General features: G+C 62.5%; 16 protein-coding genes. 6 read left to right on the forward strand and 10 right to left on the reverse strand.

The window, feature by feature from the left end; genetic code table 11:
* Nucleotides 1–2: 2 nt before the first annotated feature.
* The gene (locus ACFRFQ_RS15950) at nucleotides 3–302 is read right to left on the reverse strand and encodes a hypothetical protein (protein WP_378659315.1); all 300 of its coding nucleotides are present in this window, start codon (nucleotides 300–302) and stop codon (nucleotides 3–5) included.
* Between the two features lie 24 nt (nucleotides 303–326).
* Here ACFRFQ_RS15950 and ACFRFQ_RS15955 point away from each other — a divergent pair, with 24 nt between their 5' ends.
* Both ACFRFQ_RS15955 and ACFRFQ_RS15960 read left to right on the forward strand, forming a co-directional pair.
* Entirely contained in the window at nucleotides 327–2,159 is a 1,833-nt protein-coding gene (locus ACFRFQ_RS15955; protein WP_378659317.1) for a DEAD/DEAH box helicase, read from the forward strand.
* Nucleotides 2,159–2,731, forward strand: a complete 573-nt coding sequence (locus ACFRFQ_RS15960) for a hypothetical protein (protein ID WP_378659320.1) — start codon at nucleotides 2,159–2,161, stop codon at nucleotides 2,729–2,731. The genes ACFRFQ_RS15955 and ACFRFQ_RS15960 overlap by 1 nt, the downstream gene beginning before the upstream one ends.
* A gap of 3 nt (nucleotides 2,732–2,734) precedes the next feature.
* Here ACFRFQ_RS15960 and ACFRFQ_RS15965 read toward each other — a convergent pair whose 3' ends face one another.
* Both ACFRFQ_RS15965 and ACFRFQ_RS15970 read right to left on the reverse strand, forming a co-directional pair.
* The gene (locus tag ACFRFQ_RS15965; protein WP_138869451.1) at nucleotides 2,735–3,019 is read right to left on the reverse strand and encodes a DUF3017 domain-containing protein; all 285 of its coding nucleotides are present in this window, start codon (nucleotides 3,017–3,019) and stop codon (nucleotides 2,735–2,737) included.
* A gap of 5 nt (nucleotides 3,020–3,024) precedes the next feature.
* On the reverse strand, nucleotides 3,025–3,882 hold the full coding sequence (locus tag ACFRFQ_RS15970) for a bifunctional methylenetetrahydrofolate dehydrogenase/methenyltetrahydrofolate cyclohydrolase (protein WP_185993267.1): 858 nt from the start codon (nucleotides 3,880–3,882) through the stop codon (nucleotides 3,025–3,027).
* Between the two features lie 64 nt (nucleotides 3,883–3,946).
* Here ACFRFQ_RS15970 and ACFRFQ_RS15975 point away from each other — a divergent pair, with 64 nt between their 5' ends.
* Nucleotides 3,947–4,426: a GNAT family N-acetyltransferase gene (locus tag ACFRFQ_RS15975; RefSeq protein ID WP_378659677.1), complete on the forward strand. Its 480-nt coding sequence runs from the start codon at nucleotides 3,947–3,949 to the stop codon at nucleotides 4,424–4,426.
* A 25-nt stretch (nucleotides 4,427–4,451) separates the two neighbouring features.
* On the opposite strand, the gene ACFRFQ_RS15980 is transcribed toward ACFRFQ_RS15975, so the two are convergent.
* Both ACFRFQ_RS15980 and ACFRFQ_RS15985 read right to left on the reverse strand, forming a co-directional pair.
* Entirely contained in the window at nucleotides 4,452–5,060 is a 609-nt protein-coding gene (locus ACFRFQ_RS15980; protein ID WP_138869453.1) for a pentapeptide repeat-containing protein, read from the reverse strand.
* Between the two features lie 42 nt (nucleotides 5,061–5,102).
* On the reverse strand, nucleotides 5,103–5,756 hold the full coding sequence (locus ACFRFQ_RS15985; protein WP_378659324.1) for an excalibur calcium-binding domain-containing protein: 654 nt from the start codon (nucleotides 5,754–5,756) through the stop codon (nucleotides 5,103–5,105).
* 117 nt (nucleotides 5,757–5,873) lie between these two features.
* Between ACFRFQ_RS15985 and ACFRFQ_RS15990 the strand changes: the two genes are divergently transcribed.
* Nucleotides 5,874–6,338, forward strand: a complete 465-nt coding sequence (locus tag ACFRFQ_RS15990; RefSeq protein ID WP_378659327.1) for a tRNA (cytidine(34)-2'-O)-methyltransferase — start codon at nucleotides 5,874–5,876, stop codon at nucleotides 6,336–6,338.
* Between the two features lie 4 nt (nucleotides 6,339–6,342).
* On the opposite strand, the gene ACFRFQ_RS15995 is transcribed toward ACFRFQ_RS15990, so the two are convergent.
* The gene (locus ACFRFQ_RS15995; RefSeq protein WP_378659330.1) at nucleotides 6,343–7,254 is read right to left on the reverse strand and encodes a LysR family transcriptional regulator; all 912 of its coding nucleotides are present in this window, start codon (nucleotides 7,252–7,254) and stop codon (nucleotides 6,343–6,345) included.
* 91 nt (nucleotides 7,255–7,345) lie between these two features.
* Between ACFRFQ_RS15995 and ACFRFQ_RS16000 the strand changes: the two genes are divergently transcribed.
* Nucleotides 7,346–8,431: a TDT family transporter gene (locus ACFRFQ_RS16000; RefSeq protein WP_378659333.1), complete on the forward strand. Its 1,086-nt coding sequence runs from the start codon at nucleotides 7,346–7,348 to the stop codon at nucleotides 8,429–8,431.
* On the opposite strand, the gene ACFRFQ_RS16005 is transcribed toward ACFRFQ_RS16000, so the two are convergent.
* Entirely contained in the window at nucleotides 8,428–8,739 is a 312-nt protein-coding gene (locus ACFRFQ_RS16005; protein WP_138869458.1) for a rhodanese-like domain-containing protein, read from the reverse strand. The two genes, ACFRFQ_RS16000 and ACFRFQ_RS16005, sit on opposite strands and share 4 nt — an antisense overlap.
* 133 nt (nucleotides 8,740–8,872) lie before the next feature.
* On the opposite strand from ACFRFQ_RS16005, the gene ACFRFQ_RS16010 reads away from it, so the two are divergent.
* Nucleotides 8,873–9,649 carry a BPL-N domain-containing protein gene (locus ACFRFQ_RS16010; protein WP_378659336.1) on the forward strand — a complete coding sequence of 259 codons (777 nt, stop codon included), beginning with the start codon at nucleotides 8,873–8,875 and terminating at the stop codon, nucleotides 9,647–9,649.
* On the opposite strand, the gene ACFRFQ_RS16015 is transcribed toward ACFRFQ_RS16010, so the two are convergent.
* Genes ACFRFQ_RS16015 through ACFRFQ_RS16025 form a run of 3 tightly spaced genes read right to left on the reverse strand, consistent with a single transcriptional unit; the run spans nucleotide 9,606 to nucleotide 15,657 of the window.
* Complete coding sequence (locus ACFRFQ_RS16015; protein ID WP_378659339.1) at nucleotides 9,606–10,841, reverse strand: heparan-alpha-glucosaminide N-acetyltransferase domain-containing protein; 1,236 nt, start codon at nucleotides 10,839–10,841, stop codon at nucleotides 9,606–9,608. The two genes, ACFRFQ_RS16010 and ACFRFQ_RS16015, sit on opposite strands and share 44 nt — an antisense overlap.
* Nucleotides 10,838–11,578, reverse strand: a complete 741-nt coding sequence (locus ACFRFQ_RS16020; protein WP_378659342.1) for a BPL-N domain-containing protein — start codon at nucleotides 11,576–11,578, stop codon at nucleotides 10,838–10,840. The genes ACFRFQ_RS16015 and ACFRFQ_RS16020 overlap by 4 nt, the downstream gene beginning before the upstream one ends.
* On the reverse strand, nucleotides 11,575–15,657 hold the full coding sequence (locus ACFRFQ_RS16025) for a Pls/PosA family non-ribosomal peptide synthetase (protein ID WP_378659345.1): 4,083 nt from the start codon (nucleotides 15,655–15,657) through the stop codon (nucleotides 11,575–11,577). The genes ACFRFQ_RS16020 and ACFRFQ_RS16025 overlap by 4 nt, the downstream gene beginning before the upstream one ends.
* Between the last annotated feature and the right edge of the window lie 277 nt (nucleotides 15,658–15,934).

The following is a 15,934-nucleotide window of genomic DNA, read 5'->3' on the forward strand; positions in this document are numbered from 1 at the left end:
AGCTACCGGTCACGCTTCCCAGTGATCCGGTCGACGGTCGGGACACCGCCTAGTTGCCCGTTCTCGTTGTTGCCCCACGCAGTGATCGTTCCGTCGGCAGACAACGCCACCGAATGATGATCACCGGCAGCAAGTGCGGAGTAGATCCCCCGAACCGGGACGCCGTCGCGCTGATTGTCGTCGGCCCCGCCCCACATGGTGACGGCACCAGCATGTGCAACGGGAACACCGACCGGCGCGGTGACTATCACGGCCGATGTATGAAATGTTCGGTTCTCCGACAGAGCGTGGCCCTCAGTCACCGATCACGGCTACCATCGACGCTCGTGACTCAACCGTGCCCGGATCGACTGCAGGCGACCTACCTTCCCGAAAATATGGCGTTCGGGTTCTGGGGTGTGCCGGATACGGCCGGGCATCTCGCGGAGTTGGGGCTCCCGATCGGCAGTGCCGCCGTCGCCCGAATGGCAGTACCGGTCGACGGCGTCATCACGCCCGTAGACATCGACATTCAAATCGTCGAATTCACCGAAGCGGTAACGGCATTGCAGGCTGTGAACGCAGATCAACCCGGCATCGGAGAATCGGTGCGCGCCTGGAAGCGAGTGATCGAGAACAGCGAACCCGGCGCCATGCCACCTGCCGGACACGCCGCTCTCTACCGCGACGACACGGTCATCCGAAGTGCCGCCGCGTCGGTACAGCGCTTCACCCACGCGCAGACTTTGGTGGACACACTCGATCGTGCGCAGGTTCAGGCGACTTTGCGCCCGTACCAGATTCAAGGCGTGGAATGGTTGACGTCGCTGGCCGATACCGGTGGCGGCATCCTTGCCGACGAGATGGGTCTGGGTAAGACACTGCAAGCCATTTCGATGATCGCAATCAGAGCCGACGACGGTCCTCATCTTGTCGTGTGCCCGACGTCCGTTATCGGAAACTGGCGGCGCGAAATCTGCCGGTTCGCGCCACACCTGAACCTGCACGTGCACCATGGGTCCGGCCGCGCTCTTCTTGCCGAACCGGCGGCAGGCACCGTGGTGCTCACCAGCTACAGCGTCTTACGCTCGGATACAGACGAATTGGAGAGCGTGCCGTGGGCGTCGGCTGTCTTCGACGAGGCGCAGCAGATCAAGAATCCGTCTTCGCTGGCTGCCAAGGCAGCCATGCGGCTCAATGCCACCGTCAAGGTTGCGATGACCGGCACACCGGTCGAGAACCGCCTCGAAGAGTTGTGGAGTTTGTTTCACGTCGCCAATCCCGCGGTATTGGGAACGCGGGCACGCTTCCGGCAGCGTTTTGCCGTCCCGATCGAATCCGGCCGCTCGGCGTCCGCGGCAACGAGGTTGGCAACGATCATCGACCCCTACGTCCTGCGCCGCACCAAAGATACTGTTGCCAAGGATCTTCCGCCGAAACAGTTCTCCACCGTCGAGTGCACACTCACGTCGGAGCAGGCGCGTATCTACCGGGCAGCGGTCTCCGACGCGTTCGATACCGGATTGGGCACCGGCATTGCCCGACGCGGCAACGTCCTTGCACTCCTCACCACTCTCAAACAGGTATGCAATCATCCCGCTCAAGTCACCGGCGACAGCGAGGATCTGCGTGGCCGTTCCGGAAAGTTCGATCGCGCAACCGAAATGCTCGCCGAGATAGTCGACGACGGTGATCGGGCCCTGGTGTTCACGCAGTACCGAACGATGGGCGAACTGCTGTCGAAGCACCTCACGGCCGAGCTGGGCATCGCAGACGTTCCGTTCCTCCACGGCGGTCTGAATGTTGCCAGTCGCGACGCCATGGTCGACGCCTTCCAAACCGACGGCGCATCATCGCCCGTTCTCATTCTGAGCCTGCGCGCGGCCGGGTTCGGGCTCAATCTCACCCGCGCCAGTCACGTCGTTCACTACGACAGGTGGTGGAACCCTGCCGTCGAAGACCAAGCCACCGATCGGGCCCATCGAATCGGTCAGCAGCGCACAGTCAACGTCCACACCCTGGTCACCGGAGGAACCGTCGAAGATCACATCGCCGCCATGCACGAATCCAAAAGAGCTGTAGCCGAATCCATTTCCGGAAACTCCGAAGGAGCGCTCGCAGATCTTCCCGACAGCGAACTGCGTGAATTGCTCGAACTCGACGGTGCGGTGATCATCTGATGGCTGCAGAATTCGGAGTGACCGCATGGGGTCGCGTGTGGTTGCGGACGATCGAGCAAACATCGACGTCCGGACGCAACCCCTCCCTGCCCACCGCACGCACATTGGCCCGAGGCGGCGGTGTGACCTTCACGGATATTTCTGCGGGCACGCTTGCCGCGCAGGTCACCGCGAAGGGAAAGACGTCGACTGTTGTTGTCAGCGTGCCACTCTGGGACAAAAAACAATCCGATATCGTTGCTCGGCTGATTCGAGCGAGTGGCACCACGAACCGATCCGTATCGACCGGAGAACTACCGGACAGTGTCGTCGCGGATCTACGGGCACGCGATATCACTGTGGCCGTGGATCTTTCCGAATGCAGCGCCACGTGTGACTGTTCGAGTCGGCGCACCCCGTGCGTCCATCATCTTGCTGCGATCTACGCACTGTCCGGCCGGATCGACGAAGAACCTGCACTTGCCGTCACGCTGCGAACAAAGCAGGGACGAAAGCGGAACTCGACCACAAAGAAGGAACGCGGAGAGTGGATTCCGTTGCGCGAGATAGACGTCGCGACGTTCTACAGCTGACTCTCAGTCGGTGCCGAGTGGATCGATGGTGAGGGCAAGAGTCACGATCAACGCACCCATGACGCCCATCGCCGCGGTATCGAACTTCTTACCTCGCACCGCGAGCAGTCCCACTCGATTCTCCGGGAAACACCAACGGGCAGCCGCGCCGATAATGACCGCCACCCCCAAGACCAGCGAACCGCGACGCCACCGGTCGGCCAGGACAAGAACAACCGCGGCCGCAATCACGGCAAGAACCGTGATCATCGGCAGATTCTTCTTCACGAGGCCAACCGGTGAGGTCATCGGCGTCAGACTCCGGCCAGAACTCGCTCGGCCCGCTCCACCACGTTGGTGATCAGGAACGCACGGGTCAGCGGACCCACTCCACCGGGGTTGGGCGAGACGAACCCCGCAACGTCGTTGACGTCGGCAGCTACATCGCCGCGCAAACCGTCGTCGGTGCGGCTGACTCCCACGTCGAGCACAGCCGCGCCCGGCTTGACCATGTCGGCGGTGATGAGACCGGGAACGCCCGCGGCTGCAACGATGATGTCTGCGCGACGAACTTCGGCAGCCAGGTCGCGGGTACCGGTGTGGCACAGCGTGACGGTGGCGTTCTCGCTACGACGCGTCAGCAGCAGTCCGATGGGGCGACCGACGGTGACGCCGCGGCCGACAACAACGACGTGAGCGCCGGCGATCGGCACCTCGTAGCGGCGGAGCAGGTGCAGGATTCCGCGCGGCGTGCACGGCAGCGGGGCTTCCTTGCCGAGTACCAGACGGCCGAGGTTCACCGGATGCAGGCCGTCGGCGTCCTTGTCGGGATCGATGCGCTCGAGCGCTGCGTTCTCGTCGAGGTGCTTGGGCAGCGGCAACTGCACGATGTATCCGGTGCACTCGGGGTTGGCGTTGAGTTCGTCGATGGTGGCGTTGAGCTGCTCTTGCGTGATGTCGGCCGGCAGGTCGCGGCGCAGGGAGTTGATGCCGACCTTGGCGCAGTCGTTGTGCTTGCCCCGCACGTAAGCCGCGGATCCCGGGTCGTCACCGACGAGAATGGTGCCAAGTCCGGGCGTGATACCCGCTGCCTTCAGCGCGTTCACCCGCACCTTCAGGTCTTCGAAGATTTCGTCGCGGGTAGCTTTGCCGTCCAGGATCGTTGCAGTCACGGCGACCATTGTTCCAGGTTAGGGTCGATGCGTGACAACGGCTCCGGAACTACGCGGCCCGAGGGTGGTTCTCACGCCCGTCGCCGCCGATGATCACGCCCGTTTGCGGGCCATCCATCTGCATCCCGACGTGCGTGAGTGGTGGCAGAATCCGGCCGACGACTGGCCTGCCGCTCCGGAATCCGGCACCACTCGCTACAGCATTTTCCACGACGGCACCCTGATCGGATTCATCCAGTGGTATGCCGACGAGGACAACCCCGACTTCCGCCATGCCGGGCTCGATCTTTTTCTCGATCCGGCTGCCCACGGACGCGGATTCGGCCGCGAGTCGATACGCGTTCTGTGTGTGCACCTGATCGACGATCTGAAGTTTCACCGATTGATCATCGATCCGGAAGTGGAGAACACCGTGGCAATCGCCTGCTATCGATCGGTCGGGTTCAAGGACGTCGGGGTGATGCGCGAATACTCACGCGATCGCCACGGCGTGTGGAAGGACGGACTACTCATGGATCTGCTCGCCCGAGAATTCATCCGCTGACCACCGGAACGGCAACTCCTGTTCCTTACAGGTCGACGACCAAACCGTGCGCCGACGCGTACGCCACCGCCTGCATCAGTTCGATCTTCGCGTTTGCCACGACTGCAGACGTCCACAGACCCGGATCGACACGCGCGCCGCGCAGGTCCGCGCCGTCGAGTTTGAGCCCACCGGTACGGGCACCGGACAGATCCGCCGACACCAGAATCGCATCACGCATATCCGTACGCACGAGATTAGCTTCGCGGAAGCGGCACGACGTGAAGTCGATCTTCCGCAGATCCGCACCGCCCAACGAGGTGAGTGAGAAGTCCACCTCGTCGAGCGTCAACGGCCGGATGCGACATCCGTCGAATGTAGAGCCCATCAAACTGCAATTGCGGAAAGTGCTGTGCCACAGGCTGGTCCGAGCGAAATTGCAGGAACGGAACGCGCTACCGATGTGTTCCGACTCCCCCAGATCCGCACCGGTGAAATCACAATTGTCGAAGACAACCGATTCCGTCGTCATGCCCGTGAGGTCTGCGTCACGGAACATGCAATTCGTGAACGTGCGCTGGCGCCACACCTTGCCGGACAATCGCGCGTCGGAATAGTCTTCGCCGACAACGTCGCCGGTTTCTTCGAGAGCCATGGCCTACATACTGCCCCGCACTACCGACAGCATCTCACTCGGCTATTTGTCGCAGGCGATACCGTCCTTGTCACGGTCGAGCTTCGTCGAATAGCCAGGCTCGCCCTTGAGTATCGGCGCGGCGCCCGCTGCCCTTGCCTCGGCACAGTTGGCGTAGGACACCCCTGCGTCAGGGACCTTGACCGGCGGCGGAATGTAGGCAGGCTCGGTGGTCACAGGAGGAACGTACGGCGCCTCCGTCGTGGCCTGAACCTGCGGCACCAACGGGACCACGGCGAGTGTTGTCGTCGTGGTTGGAACCACCACCGTGGTCGTGGTGACCGGCGCGAGAGTCGTTGTCGTGACTTTTGTTGTCACCGTTGTGGTTTTTGTGGTGGTTGCTGCCGCAGTGGTCGAGGAAGCGGTGGCGGAGGACGTCACCGCAGGGGTTGTGGATTCTTCGGACGCACCCGTTCCGACAGCAATTCCGATTACGGCAACCGCGGCAACAGCGGCGCCGGCGAACCAGGGCCACTTGCGGCGTTTCCCGTCGTCAGGGGCTGTGGGATCCGGCTGCGGTGAGCCGGGTGCTCCGAATACCTGTGTCGGTTCGGCCGAGCCCCCGGGCCGGGTTTGAGCTGTCCACTGCTGGCCATCCCAGTAGCGGTCGATGGTGGGGTCGATGGGGTCGGGATTCCAACCGGCTGGAGTGTTCATTTTGTCCGTTCTATGAAGATTGCGACCCATAGAATTGCACAAACTGCCCGGTTTGTTAAGCGAATCGGCAAACCTGCCCTCGCAGCTGACACAGCTGCACCCGGTAGGGTTTTGGTGGTGTTCCGAGTGATGTTCCACGAGCCCCGCATTCCACCCAATACCGGTAACGCGATCCGCATAGTCGCAGGCACCGGATGTGAATTACACCTGGTGAGCCCGCTCGGGTTCGACCTGTCCGAACCCAAGCTCAAGCGGGCAGGGCTGGACTACCACGACTTGGCGACCGTGACTGTTCACGAGAACCTGGCCGCAGCGTGGGAGGCCGTCACTCCGGCACGGGTGTTTGCTTTTACCGCGCATGCAACGGTGCCGTATACCGACATCGCGTACGAGCCTGGCGATGTTCTGCTGTTCGGCCCCGAACCCACGGGGCTGTCCGAGGAAGTTCTGGCCGACGAGCACATCACGGAGCGTCTGCGGATTCCGATGCTCCCCGGCCGACGCTCACTCAATCTCTCCAACGCGGCAGCCTTGGTCACCTACGAAGCGTGGCGCCAGCACGGCTTCCAAGGTGCGGTCTGAGCTGTCAGCGCGAGTGAACGGCAGCGTTGGAGCCGAGTGCGATGTCGAGGAAATCTCGGGCCGCGCCGCGCAATCCGCGTACCGGATCCCAGACTGCCTGCAATCTGCGGGGCATCCGTAGGCCCTCGACAGTCACAGCCACCAATCTGCCGTCGGTGAGATCAGCGGCAACGGCCAAGGACGACAGCACCGCCGGTGCGTTGCCCGCCACTACTGCGGCCTTGACGGCGGTGCACGACGTCAATTCGAGAAGTGGTGGCGCACAATTAGGTACCGCATTCTCGAGGGTCAGTCGAGTGCCAGATCCCGATTCTCGTTGAATGAGCGGCGTGCGGGCCAACTCCTCAACCGGGACGGGAGCACCGAGCGCCCATTCGTGGTTTGGCGGCACAACTACAACCAGATGGTCACGCGCCACTTCACACGACGCGAGTGAGGTCGGTACGTCCGGGCCTTCGACAAAACCGATGTCGGCGCGGCCGGCCTGAACCTGCGCGGAGACGTCAGAAGAATTGTGGAGACTGACCGAAGCTACGACGCTGGGGAACTTGTGGCGCATAGCCACCGTCCACCCCGGCACGAGGTACTCGGCGATGGTCATACTTGCTGCAACCGTCACTGCCGCATCACGTTCTCCGCGCAGCGCCGCAACTCCGGACGCCATCTCTTCCGCTGTGACGAGTATGTGACTGGCCCATTCGAGAATCAGCCCGCCTTCCGCCGTCGGGCGGACACCGGTTGCGGCGCGATCGAAGACTTTGATCCCGAGTTGACGTTCGACCGATCGGACTCGGGCGCTGACAGCCTGTTGGCTCAGTCCGTGCTCCCGGCCGGCAGCGCCCATGCTTCCGAGGCGGCCCACGGACAGCAGGACGTCGAGGGCACCGAGTTCCGGCACTCGAGGGGACAGCGACATGAGTTCAGATTAGACCCACAAGCGCCATTTGTGGGCATTCAACAACAGGCCCTCTACCGTCGGTAAACCCAACACCGACACACTGGATTACATGAGCACCGCTACGCCGTCCGCATTCGCCCACATCACGCCGAACTGGTTCGCGGCCGCGATGGGAACGGGAATCGTGTCGGTGGCAGCGGCGTCCCTCCAGCATGAGGTTGCGGCGCTGCAGGTCGTGGCAGAACTCTTCTGGTTCCTGGCCGCGATCATTCTGATCACGTTGATCGGCGCCTTTGCCGCGCATTGGATCACCCACCGTGATCTGGCTCTTGCCTACCTCCGTAGCCCCGCGATGTTCCCGTTCTACGGCGCGGTGGCAATGGCCTTGCTGACCGTCGGATCCGCGACCGGTGTCACCGGCGCTACCTACCTGGGGCACAGCGCGGCGACGGCGATCTCGATAGCGCTCTGGGTGCTGGGCACAACCCTGGGGCTGTGCACGTACGTCGTCATGATGGTGCGTCTGGTCCGCGACGCCGGGATGGCGACGGCCATGCCGTTCTGGCTCATGCCCGTCGTACCGCCGATGGTTTCCGCCACAACCGGAGCTGCGGTGACGTCGCACCTGACCGAAGGTGCACTCCGCACGTCGGTTCTCGTGTTCTGTTACGTGATGTTCACGCTGGCACTCTCGGCGGCACTGGTCGTCGTTGTTGCCGTCGCTCGGCAGTTCGCCGCCAACCGTGCTCGCGGCGTCGACGCGATCCCCTTCAATGCCATTCCGTCACTGTGGATTCCGCTGGGGGTGATCGGGCAGTCGATCGGCGCCGCCAACCTCTTGGCCGACGCAGCGCGCCACGCCGTAGGCGCAGGCACTGCCGACGCCCTGCACACCTTCGGGCTTGTCTACGGCACTGTGGTCGGCGCACTCGGCGTGGTTGCATTCCTCGCCGTCACGACGGTCACGGTCCGGGCACTGCGACGCGGGCTGTCGTTCTCCCTCGGCTGGTGGAGCTTCACCTTCCCGATCGGGGCCTGCGCCGTCGGCGCCAACGCTTTCGGTATCGCGACGGGTTCACAACTGATCCTCGCCATGGCCGCTGCGCTGCTGTTTGCACTCATCCCCATCTGGGCCACAGTGGCAGCGCGCACCGTGAACTCCCTTCGTAGCGGAGCGTTGCCCGCGCCCGCCTAGAGGCCGCCGGTTTCGACCTGACGCCCGGACTGGTGCCACTCCATCGTTCCGCCTCGTACCGAAACTGCGTTGATCCCGCGGCCCTGGAGGTACTCGGCAACCTGCAGACTGCGGCCACCGACTGCGCAGATCACGTACACCGTCTCGGCATCGGGGATCTCCCCCATGCGCGATACGAACTCGCTCATCGGGATCAGCACGGCACCGGGGACGCGCACCTGAGCGAACTCGTCTGCCTCCCGCACGTCGATCAACGGCTCACCTGCCGCCAGCGCCGCTTCCAGTGCAGTGATATCGACTTCCAACATTGTGCGCAGTCCTACTCTCGTATCGGCGGTTGCCGGTGTCCTCGGTAACCAAGCTTCGTCGTAACGGTACGCGGGTGGTACCGGCACCGGACGCGACGACCTGATCGAATCGCGAGTTCGATAAGGTAAACCCGTGAATCGCCGCACCTTCCTCGTCGCGGCCGGCGCGCTGGTCGCCATCGGCGGAACTGTTGTCGCGTCAGCCGATTCCACCCGAAGTAGTCCCCGTCGTGCGTTGGTCTACCGAGGCCCGGCATCCTCACCCGGTTGCCCGGAGGCGGTAGCTCGGTTACTCGAATCCTCATCCGATCCGTACGACGTCACATTTTGCGGTCCGGACGAAGATGTTCCGTTGACGGCGGCGACGTTGGCGGGCGCATCACTCTACGCACAACCTGGCGGCGGGGAACTCTCGTCGGCGTGGATCCACATGGAACAACACGCGGAGTCGATCCGCGAGTGGGTCCGAGCGGGCGGACACTACCTCGGTTTCTGCCTCGGCGGTTACTTGGCCGGAGCCACACCAGGTTTCGGACTCATCCCCGGCGACACGGCTCGATATATCTCGTCCCGGAAATCCGAGATCGACACAACGGACAACACAATCGTCAGGGTCTCGTGGCGTGAGGAGGAGCGCACGATGTTCTTCCAGGACGGCCCGATCTTCGTGTTGCGCGACGATGCCCCGGTGGAAGTCTTGGCCCGCTACCGCAACGGAAAGGTCGCAGCGGTAGTTGCCGACTTCGGCCTCGGCCGCGTCGGCGTTGTCGGGCCACACCCGGAAGCCGAGCGATCCTGGTACACACACGGTCTCACCAATCCGGACGGAATCCGGTTCGACCTGGGCCACGATCTGATCGATACGGTCACGCTTGGTGCGCAGGAGCAGTTACAGACGCCCTCTCCGTAACTGCCCGCTTGCTTCGATTTGCCACCATCGTCACGAAGGCTTCCAATGGGCCACGCCCGGTAGTCAGCTTCACGAAGATCCCGATCGCCAGGGCGGCCAGTACCTGCAAGAAGTACCCCGTCCACGCGCCGTACGTATCGTAGTTCGAATTGATGAACCAGATGTGAAGCACGTACAGCGTCAAGGTCATCGAACCGGCCGCAGCCAACGGCACCATCACAACCTTGACCAACCTGTCGAGCCGTGTCCCCGCCAGATGTCCGAGAAACAGCATCGCCCCGATCACGGCCATCGACGACCCGATGGTTCCCAATATGTCCAGCGGTGTACTGCTGTGCGGGCCGTCGACGGCAAGCCACCACCACGTCGAACCGAACACCGAACCGTCTGCGCCGTAGTCGATGATGTCGAGAATCTCCTCACGCGGCATGGCGCTGCCTGCAATGAGATGTTCCAGTCCACCGAGATGAAAAATCAAGACCTCGGACAGAATTCGTGCACCGACCGCGAGCGCGGACCCGAGCACCAACAGGGAGCCTGCCACGTTCGCAGATGTCAGCCTCAACCGGCCGATGACAATGCCGGCGCAGATGTACGCAGCCCACGGAAGCGCCGGAAACTCCCCGTTCAAGAGCAGCTCGACGGTCCACCCGAGTGGATTCTCCATGATGCCGACCAATGTCACATTGTCCAAGCTCGGCGCAGGCAACGACGACCCGAGAAATTCGATGGCGGCCGGAACAGCGACCGCGATGAACAATCCGAGCGCAGCGACCACGCGAGTGGGCAAGAAGACGATCGGAATCGCGATGACGAAAAGTATCGCGTAGTACGGCAGGATCACCACCGCAAGTTCAGGTTCGGCGTATCCCATGATCAATCCGATGGCACCGACCGCCACGGCTCGAGCTGCCAGTGACGCTGCGGCGGCGCCTCGATCACCGCGCCCGACACGCGCCCGCCCGGTCGTGAAGGCAATTCCGACTCCAGCCAGAACTGCGAACAACGCCGACGATCGCCCCGCCGCAATACCGTACGAGAGCGTCGGCGATCCGTCGTCGCTCACTGCGACCAGCGAGTGGACGGCCATCATTCCCAGCAGCGCGATACCGCGGGCAGCGTCGATCCCGAAAAGTCGCTGTTTTGCCACTACCGGGATCTGTTCCGTCGGCGCGAGTGGACTGACTGTCATCGGGTCATCACCGCGTTGATCAAGCGGTAACCCAGGTCGGTCGCGAGGTGCTCTGGTTCGCGCAAACCGTCTCCCCGATACCAGGATTCGTCCGCTTCGGGATGTGGCCCGACGACCCCGACCCGGCCTTTGCCGTAATCGATCTTGAGCGCCGCGATACTTCCGTTCTGATATCGCGCGAGAATCGCTGCCTCGGAATCGTAGTAATCCCGGTAGTGCCGGTCGAGCGAGAAGTACGGTCCGTCCTGAAAGTACATTTCCTCGATCTGACCGCTCCACTCCACTTCGAGCACAGCACCTTTTGTGTCATGCACTTCGGCGTTCTGCAACGCGACATACTGGTCCGCGTCGCCGGGAAACAGTTCGAAACCCGGGCTACGGCCCGCGAGGTAACCACCGAGGCAGAATCCCAGGTACCGTCCACCGGATCGTACGAATTGCTGGATCGCAGGAACGTGGCGGCGCAGGTGCGTGAAGGCTCCGTCCAGGTCACCGCCGCCGGGTTGTGCATACAGCGCAGCCGAATGGAGTGTGGACGCGTCGATCTGCAACTCCTCGTCGGGGCCGACGAAGCGCACGTCGAAGTTCCAGGCACTCGACGACAACAGATCTGCAACGGCTTCCGGACATCCCGGCAACGAAGCCGGGCCGCGGTACACGAGTGCCCGCGGGTGCGGCCGCGTGCTGTACGTAGCACTTCGACGGGTTTTGTTGCGAGACAACGATACCCATTTCATGCGGAAACTCCTTCATCGACGATGATATCGGTGGCAGCCTTGTCGAGGAGAACGGTCGAGCCGAGGAGAACGGGCGAGCTGTTCACAACAGTGGAGCTGTCGTCGGCGCGAATCCCCTCGGCGGGAATTCCGCGCCAACTCGTGTGCGCCGGAAGCTCTTCGCCCTTCATGAGCAACGACAGTGGACTGAGTGAGGCTTCCTCGCCGACAATCGTGTCGTAGAGGATGATCGAACGCGTGCCGATGCTGGCCCCGTCGGCGATGGTGATCGTGGACATCTTCATGACACGGTCCTCGAACAGGTGTGTCTGCAGCGACGCCTCGGTTCCGATTGTGGCGTCATCGCCGACATGAACGAGATCGAATTCGGTGAGATACGTAGTTCCGAACCACACTCGCTTGCCGATTGTCGCACCGAACCACCGCAACACCATCGGCAGGAACGGGGTCCCCACCAACATTCCGACGCCGATCGGGACAGCTGCGCTTTCGTAGAGCCCGGTCGCGAACTCGGATCGACGGACGAACTTACTCCACAGTGGTTCCACCCGAGGCTTGTATCGTCCCACGGTGTTTCGCTTGACGGCCGCACAGAATCCGATCACCGCAAGGCTCGACGCCATTGCGACCAGGGGCGCAACCAGCGCCGGAACGGGAAGTGCGCGCCCGAATGCCAAAGAGGACAAGACCAACAGATAGAGATAGAAGCTCACACCGAGAACAGTGGGCGGCAAGGTCGCCCGGAAGAACTCGATGACGTAGCGGTCACGCACGACATCCTGAGGCGGTGTGTAGATAAGCGCGTCGTCGTAATCTCCGCTGTCCTGGCGATTCGGCAGGAAGATGGCCGGTGAACCGAGCCAGGACGTACCTTCCGGAACACCGTTCACCGGCGGCACCGTCGCGACACCGATCAGCGCATTGTCACCGATCTCCATACCGGACGGAATCACCGCGGCATTGCCGATGAAGGTACGATCACCGATGCGGGTGGGCTGGAACATGATCCGGCCGTTTGCGAAGCTCGCACTTCCCACGCTGGCCATGTCGGCGATGAAGCTGTCCTTGCCGACGGTGAGCATGTCCGGGTCGATATGCGAGACGGTGGATACCTCGGCGCCGCGGCCGATGTCCGCCCCGAGCAACCGCAACCACGGCGCGGTGTAGAGCGTTGCGTACAGCGAGTTCGTGAACAACAAACTGAACTCGAGCAACTTGTCGACCATCCACTTGCGGATACCAAGACCCGACCGGACAGGATGCATTCCAGCAGGTGCGTTGCGAAGAACGAGGCGTTTGTTCACCGCCACAAAGACGCACACCGTGATCACGAAAATCGGTCCGGTGAGCAACGTCGCCACCAGTCCCGCCAACACGCCCCACGCCAGGAGGGCGCCCCAGACCAGAGCGATACCGGGAACCATCAGCGCGATGGCGCCCACTTCGAGCGCCGTCAGACCGGCGAGTGCTGCCAGGATGTGACGCACTTTCCAACGCGTACGGACACTTTCGGCCCGCATCATGGTTTCGACCGCCGGGTCCAGGAACTCGGCAGGCACTGCCGGCGATCCCGCCCACCGCGCCTCCTGCGGCACGATGTGCCCGGTCGGAAGCAGCGACTGATCGCCGAGCGCAGCTCGCGCCCCGACGGTCGATCCAGGTTCGAGCACCACGTTTGCACCGACAAAAGCGCCTGGCTCGATGACGATCTTTCCGACCGTCACCGAACCGGATTCGACGCGCCACGGCCTGATGGTCGCGCCGTAACCGATCGATGCACCGTCACCGATCTCGACGAGTGTCGGCAACGATATCGAGGACGTCGCGATGGTAGTGCGATGCCCGACGCTCGCACCGAGAATGCGGAGGTAGATCGACATCAACGGCGATCCACTGACCACTGGCAAAGCACCGACCGCGAGGAGCAGGTCGAGTGTCCACAGTCGCAGATACGTCGGGCCCCAAAGTTTGTATCGCCCAGGCTTGATACCGGCGGCAAGTGGACGCGCACTGATCACCGGCAGGAACCAGCGCACGCAGAGATACGTGAGCATGATCGCGGCCAACATTTCGAACAGGACCGGCACCGACACAAAACCGTCGTTCTTCGTGTAGACGTACGAGACGGGAAGCGTCGTGATCAGCAGGAACAGGTAGATCACTGCCAGCTGAATGCCCCCGGCGCGGGCCACGTCCGTATCCGCATGCTTGACAGCAACATTCGGGGCAATCGGATGCTGGGCTCCCACCGCTCCCAGCGCGTGCGTGATCGAGCGAACAGTGGGATGGCTGTACAGATCGCGGATCGACGGAGTTGCACCGATACCGCTTTCACGCAGAGCGGAGATAACCGTTGCCGCCAGCAACGAATGGCCACCGAGATCCTCGAAGAAGTTCGCTTCGACCGACATCTCTTCTGGCGGTACGCCGAACGCCCGCGCCCAGATATCGCGAACTGCCGCTTCCTGCTCGTTTCGCGGTTCGATGACCGGGCCTGTCGGAGCCGAAAATCGTCGCCGGGTCGGATCGGGGAGCTTCGATCGATCCACTTTGCCACTGGGCATCACGGGCAATGCGGGGATGAAGTCGACAAATGCCGGTGCCATGTACGCCGGAAGACGTTGCGACACTGCCTTCGCGAGTTCCCCGACGAGGTACTCGTCTTCCAGCGGGTCGACGAGGACCATGTACGCACACAGTTCCGATGGTGTCTCGCCCTCCGACGCGGCGACCAGCGCCACGACGGCCTCCGACACCGACGGATGTTCCAGGAGAACACTTTCGATCTCACCGAGATCAACGCGGTGACCACGAATCTTGACCTCGGCGTCGGCACGGCCCAGGTACTCGATCTCACCGTCGGGCGTCCAGCGTCCGAGATCGCCGGTCCGGTAGAGCTTCTGACCGGCCGGCACGGAAAAGTGATCGATGAATTTGTCTGCCGTCAGGTCGGGGCGTCCGACATAGCCACGGGCAACACCGCGCCCGCCGATGCAGATTTCGCCAACCTCACCGTGGGGAACCAGCCCGCGGGCCTCGTCGAGAATAACGACGGAATACGTCGGCAACGGGCGACCGATCGTCACCGTCCGACCTGGCAGGAGTTCGCCCCACGTCGCGGTGACCGTCGCTTCGGTCGGACCGTACGTGTTGAGGATCTTGCGCCCCGGACGCGCCCACCGTTCCACCAGCTCACGTGGGCATGCTTCACCACCGACCAGGAGGTTACGAATCTCGGGCAGGTCGCGTGGGATCGTGGCAAGCAGCGTCGGTACGCAGTAGAGCGTCGTAATGGCACGCTCTTCGAGGAAATCCGCCAACTCGCCGCCCAACCGTCGACTGTCGGTCGGTCCGGCGACGATTGTCGCTCCGCGCGCCCAGGTAGGCCAGATCTCCTCGATCGAGAAGTCGAAGGAAATCGTCATACCCTGGTAGACACGATCATTCGGCTGAACATCGTAGACGTCGGGAACCACGTCGAGGAAGTTGCAGATACTCGACTGAGCAACCTCGACACCTTTGGGTCGACCACTCGAACCCGATGTGTACAGGATGTAGCAGGCCGGATCAGGGTCCGATTGGTCCAGGATCGGCCGATAGTGTGGCTGGAAGTTCAACACCGCCACCTGCGTGTCGAGGGTGAGCCGCGCTACGTTGCACTCCTCGGTGTTCGGCGCCAACTCTGTCGAGGTCAGTACGAGCTGAACTCCCGCGTCCTCGACAACGTACGCGACACGATCGGACGGCGCTCCCGGGTCGATCGGCACGAAGGTACCGCCGGCCTTGAGCACACCCAACAGGCTCACATAGGTATCCACCGAACGGTTCAGGAAGATCGCAACACGTGAGCCGGCCCCGACACCCTCACCGATCAACAAGTGAGCCAGCTGATTCGATCGATCTTCGAGCTGACGGTAGGTGATCGCAAACCCATCGCACTCGAGCGCAATTGCCTCCGGAACCGAGTCTGCACTTGCTTCGAAGACATGATTCAAGCGGCGAGGTGTTGTCGGCCGAGCGCCGTGCGTAGTCCCCAACCCGGACCAGGCCTCAGCCCACAGGCCCTTGTGTTCCGACATGATTTCCCTCCGCGGGATCTATCCCGCCCTCAGCACTGCGTTCCGGCTTCCCCAGCCCGGAACCCCGCCCCGTACTTCACTACCTGTACTTCACTACTCAACTAGCTGATTGATTGCACCGATGGACGCTACGTCGTTCCAATTGAAAAAACCAGCGCGAAAATTGCTCGGTTTTAGAGGTTTAAAATCCGAAAGTGCAGTATTTCTTTACCCCGCAAACCGTCGCACTATCAAGAAATACCCACTGCCAGCAGATTCACGGGTAACTCGCAGACAA

Source organism: Rhodococcus sp. NPDC056743 (genome assembly GCF_042790355.1).
Classification (GTDB): domain Bacteria; phylum Actinomycetota; class Actinomycetes; order Mycobacteriales; family Mycobacteriaceae; genus Rhodococcus_F.